Source organism: Devosia sp., from assembly GCF_017307565.1.
Classification (GTDB): Bacteria; Pseudomonadota; Alphaproteobacteria; order Rhizobiales; family Devosiaceae; genus Devosia.
The window spans coordinates 1-5,219 of sequence record NZ_JAFKHD010000167.1; the positions used below are offsets into that span (position 1 = coordinate 1).

Annotated in this window: 5 protein-coding genes; all 5 read left to right on the top strand. The window is 59.9% G+C overall.

What is annotated here, in order from left to right; all coding sequences use genetic code 11:
- Window positions 1-408 (top strand): hypothetical protein (locus tag J0I64_RS04615; protein ID WP_291406437.1); only part of this gene is annotated, 408 nt, incomplete at its 5' end.
- A gap of 575 nt (window positions 409-983) precedes the next feature.
- Window positions 984-2,813 carry an ABC transporter substrate-binding protein gene (locus tag J0I64_RS04620; RefSeq protein ID WP_291406438.1) on the top strand — a complete coding sequence of 610 codons (1,830 nt, stop codon included), beginning with the start codon at window positions 984-986 and terminating at the stop codon, window positions 2,811-2,813.
- 152 nt (window positions 2,814-2,965) lie between these two features.
- On the top strand, window positions 2,966-3,967 hold the full coding sequence (locus J0I64_RS04625) for an ABC transporter permease (protein ID WP_291406439.1): 1,002 nt from the start codon (window positions 2,966-2,968) through the stop codon (window positions 3,965-3,967).
- A complete protein-coding gene (locus J0I64_RS04630) occupies window positions 3,964-4,881 on the top strand; it encodes an ABC transporter permease (RefSeq protein WP_291406440.1) in 918 nt (305 codons plus the stop codon). Before J0I64_RS04625 ends, J0I64_RS04630 begins: the two co-directional genes overlap by 4 nt.
- The coding region (locus J0I64_RS04635) for an ATP-binding cassette domain-containing protein (RefSeq protein WP_291406441.1) at window positions 4,878-5,219 on the top strand (342 nt) is incomplete at its 3' end. The genes J0I64_RS04630 and J0I64_RS04635, both read left to right, overlap by 4 nt.

Here is a 5,219-nt window from a genome sequence, read left to right on the forward strand (position 1 = left end):
TACAAGGGGCGGGCGCAGACGGCGCAGGGGCGGGCCGCCGAGATGATGAGTGATTTTCTCCTCGGCGTCGGCATGCCCAAGGAGCAGCTCGAGGGTGTCCGGCAAAGCCCAGCCTGGCCGGCTTTCGCAGCGGTCGGGCTGACTATCGAGCACGACTATCGCATCCTTGCCGATGCCAAGGCCGGGGATACCCCGCCCGAGCACTGGCAGAACGCCATCATGCCTGTGCTGGTCATCGACGGGGACAAGAGCTTTCCCCTCATGGCGGCCGGGGCCGACTGGGTGGCCTCGGGGCTTCACAATGCCGAGCGGATAACGCTGGCCGACCAGAGCCACGAATATGACCCTGCCGTGCTGGGGCCGCTCCTGCAGGTGTTTTTCCAGCTCGGTTCGGTGCAGGTGCATTAAAGGAGCGCTCCGTCCGGGAGAATTGTGACTCTTTTCGAAAATTGTGTTTCTTTCGCCTGGTGCGGAAAATTTTCGTATTCTGTTGTTTTCCGATCAAGCCTGCGCGATCCTGAGCGCCGCCGCTTGGCAACCTGCTATGTAAGTCCCTGACATTGCTGAATCGAGGTTCGAATGTCTGTTGCGCTGGGCAGAGCCGGGGCGGCGCGTTTGATCGATTCTGACGCCGTTCGGCATTTGGTGGAGCCGCGGTGAAGGTCATTGACAAGGGGCTGTTCCGTACATAATCGTTAGTAATCGCAAGAAATCGAAAACAACAAAACGATCTTGCGACCGCTGCGGGAGCGCGCGGGAGGACATGGAAAGTTTTGCGGCCGGACTGGTCGCGCCCGGAATCGACCCGGTGCGCGGGGCTGAAAACGCGTCCCTACCTCCCTGAAACGCCTCGCGTTTCGTGGGTTGACCGGCTGGAGGGCTGGCGACCGGCAAAGGAGGAAAATATGGTTCGGCTTGGCCGTTCTTTGATGGCGTCTGTCCTTGGCGTCATGTTGACCACTACAGCATTTGCGCAAGGCGCAATGACCGATGTCGGCACGCTGCGCAACGAGACGCTGATCGTGCAGACCTTTGATGGCCGCGCCGCCAATGCGTCCGCACAGAACCCGATGAACTCCTACGCCATCTGGCGCGGTTTCCGCGAGCTGGGCTGGAGCTGGCTCTGGGAAATGGATACGGCCACCGGCCAGTCCTATCCCGAACTCGCCGCTGGCCCCGTTGAAGTGCTCAACGACGAGCATACCCAGTTCCGTGTCAAACTACGCGAAGGCGTCTACTGGAGTGACGGCGTCGAATTCACCGCCGATGACGTGATCTACTCGCTCGATACCTACACAAAATATCGCAGCCAGCTTGGTCGCGTGGCGGTGATCGCCAACTTCGCCAAGAGCTGGAAGAAGATCGACGACTATACGTTCGAGGTCGAAACCTCGCGTCCGTCCTACGATTTCCAGACCGTGATGGGCGTTTATACCTGGGGCAGCCAGTTCGTGATCGTGCCCAAGCACGTCTATGAGCCGCTTGGCGATGCCGTGGTGACCTTCCAGAACACCAATGCGGTGACCCTCGGGCCCTATAAGATCAAGGAATTTGACCCCAACGGCGCCTGGCAGCTTTGGGAGCTGCGCGAGGACTGGGAGCGCTCCGGCTGGGGCAATCTCGGCCAGCCAAAACCCAAATTCGTGCTTTACAAGGATTTTGGTGCCGAAGAAACGCGGGCGCTGGCCTTCGTGCAGAACCAGTATGACGTCGACACCTTCATGAGCCCAGACTCGATCCAGGCCGCCAAGGCGCGCAATCCCAATGTGGAAAGCTTTTCGCCGACCTTCCCCTATCACGACATGAACGACGCCTGTTCCTATGGCGTCTATATCAACCTGCAAAAGGCGCCCTACGACAAGCCGGAAGTCCGCTGGGCCCTGGCCCTGGCGCTCAACATGCAGCAGGTCGGTATTTCCTCGATGAGCGGCCAGTTCAAGGCCGGGGCCCTGCCGCTGGCAGATACGCCGATCACCAACCCGCTCTACTACGCACCGCTCCAGTCCTGGCTCGAAGAGCTGACGCTGGCCGACGGCTACAAGCCTTATAACACCAACTTTGCCGCCGAACTCAACGATGCGCTGGCGTCCCAGGGCGTCGATGCCTCGCAGCTGCCGACAGGCGATGCCATCGAGCAGGGCTTTGGTATGGGCTGGTGGAAGCATGACCCGGCCGAGGCTGCCAAGCTCCTCGAATCGGTGGGCATGAAGAAGGGTGCCGATGGGTTCTTCGCCCTCGAAGATGGCTCACCCTGGGTGATCGAATTCGTCATCCCCGGCGACTGGAACAAGGTCATCCAGCGCATCGGCTTCTCGATTGCCGACAGCTGGCGCCAGGCCGGGTTCAACATCAATACCCGCCAGGTGGACAATGGCGAATGGACCACGGTCCAGAACACCAATGCCCGCAACGAGTTGATGATCAACTGGGGGCAGTCGTGCACCTATAACTCGAACTGGCAGAACTCCTGGCGCCAGTTCGCTGAGACCTATGTGCTCCCGCCGGACTCGACGGACGCACTTGTAGGCAACTTCATGCGTGTCACCGACCAGCGGATCTTTGACCTTGTGGCCGACAGCGCCCAGCTGCCGACCGACGACCCGCAATTCCTCGAAAACGGCCGGAGCATCTCGAAGTATCTCGTGGAAGACATGCAGATGATCAATCTCATGAACATCCCGACGACGATCCCGACCAACAAGACCTATTGGACCAACTTCCCCAAGCAGGACAACTTCTACGCTGCGCCCTACACTTGGTGGAGTTCTTTCAAGAAGACGATCGTCTCGATCGAGCCGACCGGCCAGCAATAAGCTGATGACGAGTTACGCGATGGCCACTGTCCTCCCGGCCGCCGCGTCCCCCGGAGCCGTTCAGCGCCTGTCCCAGCGGCGCTGAACGCTTCTCCGGGCCTCTATTTCGTCGCGCAGCGTTTCTTGCCTGCGCCCTTGCGAAGGACTGACTGATGGGTGTTCTCGCCTATGTCGCCAAACGGTTCGGCCTCTATCTTGCCGTGCTGTTTATCGGGCTGACTATTACGTTCATGCTGCCTCGCCTCATGCCGATCAATCCGGTGGATGGCTATATCGGGCAGATCCAGAGCCGCGCCAATGGCACGCTCACCCCTGAGGCCATCGCCGAAATGCGGGTCAACCTTGAGACGCTCTATGGCCTCAAGGGCGATATCTTCACCCAATACCTGTCCTATCTGAAGCGCGTCGTCATCGACTTCGATTTCGGACCGTCCTTTACCTATTACCCGACCGAAGTGTCGACCATGATCGTCACGGCGCTACCCTGGACGCTGGGGTTGCTGCTCACCGCGACGGTGATCGCCTGGCTGCTCGGCAATATGGTCGGGCTCGTGGCTGGCTACTTCCACAAGAAGAAGGCCGCCTCGGTCCTCGAATTCGTCGGTATCCTGCTCTACCCGATCCCGTATTACATTCTCGCGGTCACGGTTCTGCTGCTGCTGGCCTATATTTTCCCGATTTTCCCGCTCTCCCCAACCTTCCCGGTGGGCGAGATGACCTGGCCCAAGGTGGGCATGATCATCTACAATTCGCTCTTGCCGGCGATCACGCTGGTGCTGGCGGGCTTTGGCTGGAACATCCTCTCCATGAAGGCGCTGGCGGTGGCGACCACCGAAGAGCCCTATGTCACCTATGCCCGGCTCAAGGGCGCTTCCAATTGGACGCGCATGACGCGCTATGTGTTCCGCAATGCGCTGCTGCCGCAGGTGACGGCTTTGGCCCTGTCGCTGGGCATGATCTTTAACGGTGCTCTCCTCACCGAGATCATCTTCTCCTATCCCGGCATCGGCCTGATCATGCGCACCGCTGCGACGGGCGGCGACTACAACGTCCTCTATGGCGCGATCACGCTGTCGATCCTCGCCGTCGCCACGGCCGGTCTCGTCATCGACCTCATCTATCCTCTCCTCGATCCGCGGATCCGCAGCAAATGAGCACCGACATCAACAACACCGATCCGGTGGCGCTGGTTGTCGCCCCGCCCGTCGCCGGCAAGCCTGGCCGGAAAAAGGGTGGCCTTCTCTGGCTGCTCAATGCCCGCCTCGCCATTGGCCTCGTTATCCTCCTCGTCATGGGTCTCGGCAGCTTTATTCTCCCCATGTTTGCCCCGGCCGATCCCTCGGTGCAGGCGACCTACATGCGAAACCTGCCCATGTCGGGCGTCCACTGGCTCGGCACCAATGCGCTGGGGCAGGACATTTTCTGGTTCCTGGTCTTTGCCATCAAGAACTCGCTGATGCTCGGCATTCTGGTGGCCGTCGGCGTGACCATCGTCGCGACCATTGTCGGCCTCAGCGCCGGCTATATCGGCGGCATGTTCGAACGCATCGTCATGCTTTTTGTCGACACGTTCATCACCATTCCGCTCTTGCCGATCCTGATCATTCTGGGTGCGCTGATCCGGGGAAACACCTCGTTCTTCACCGTCGGGCTGATCATCATCATTTTCGGTTGGGCCTGGGACGCGCGTACTGTCCGCGCCATGGCGCTGTCGCTGCGTGAGCGTGAATTCATCAATATGGCGCGCTTCTCGGGCGCCAATACGGTCGACATTCTGGCTAAGGAAATCTTCCCCTACGTGTCGGCCTATATCCTCGTGGGCTTCATCAACACCGTGCTCTTCGCCATCAATACCGAGGCGACGCTGGCGGTGATTGGCCTCTCCAAAGTGGAAGTGCCGACGCTCGGCTCCATCATCTTCTGGGCCCTGAGCTACAATGCCCTGTTCACCGGGCAATATCCCTGGATCGTGGCGCCGATCGTCGCGACCGTTACCCTCTTCCTCGGGCTGTTCCTGACTTCCACAGGGTTCAATCAGGCCTTTGCATCAAAGCGTGGTGTGTCATGATCCGGCTCAACGATCTGAAAATCAGCTATCGCATCGGCAGCCGGACCATCGACGCCGTCGACGGCGTGACCCTGACCATTCCCGACAATTGCGTCGTCGGCATTGCCGGCGAATCCGGCTCGGGCAAGTCGACGCTGATGAAGGCGATCTATGGCGATATCCAGTCGCCCATGTACCTCTCCCGCGGCAGTATCGAATACGGGCTGAAAAGCTCGGACGGCAAACCCGTGACCGCCGAGAACGTGCGGAAGGAGTGGTTCAAGACCATTTCCTACATCCCGCAATCCTCGATGAACTCGCTCAATCCGGTGATCCGCATCCGCGAGCAGTTCGTGGAT

Bases quoted from the DNA above. Each gene is read 5' to 3' on its own strand.
- J0I64_RS04625 (WP_291406439.1), top strand. From the start codon at position 2,966: ATGGGTGTTCTCGCCTATGTCGCCAAACGGTTCGGCCTCTATCTTGCC.
- J0I64_RS04620 (WP_291406438.1), top strand. From the start codon at position 984: ATGACCGATGTCGGCACGCTGCGCAACGAGACGCTGATCGTGCAGACC.
- J0I64_RS04630 (WP_291406440.1), top strand. From the start codon at position 3,964: ATGAGCACCGACATCAACAACACCGATCCGGTGGCGCTGGTTGTCGCC.